This is a genomic window from Azospirillum sp. TSH64 (genome assembly GCF_003116035.1).
GTDB lineage: Bacteria > Pseudomonadota > Alphaproteobacteria > Azospirillales > Azospirillaceae > Azospirillum.
The window spans coordinates 3,190,527-3,190,962 of the sequence record NZ_LGQW01000015.1; the positions used below are offsets into that span (position 1 = coordinate 3,190,527).

Annotated in this window: 1 pseudogene; it reads left to right on the forward strand. The window is 66.7% G+C overall.

Going from position 1 to position 436, the window contains the following annotated elements:
• Positions 1-436: pseudogene (locus tag TSH64_RS35885) on the forward strand (hypothetical protein); the annotation flags it as partial.

The window sequence follows — 436 nt, forward strand, 5'->3', positions numbered from 1 at the left end:
AACGACCCTGCTTGCCAATGCGCTGGAAACCATCGTCGGCGGCACGGGTTCGGAACTGATCTATCTCGGCTCCGCCGGCAACACGCTTCTGGCGTCCGGGATCGACATCCTGATCGGCGGCGTCGGCACCGATGTCGTCACACTGGGCACGGCCGGCAACACGGTGCTGCTGCGCGGCATCGAGACGCTGACCGGCGGCGTGGGCACCGACATCCTGACGCTGGGCAACACGGGCAACACCGCCACGGTTTCGCTGTTCGAGACGATCATCGGCGGCACCGCCACCGATGCCATCACCTTGGGCACGGCCGGCAACACCCTGCTGGTTTCGGGTCTGGAGACCCTGACCGGTGGCGTGGGCACCGATGTCATCACCCTCGCCTCGGTCCTCGGCAACACCACGCTGGTGTCCGGCATCGAGACGCTGACCGGTCAG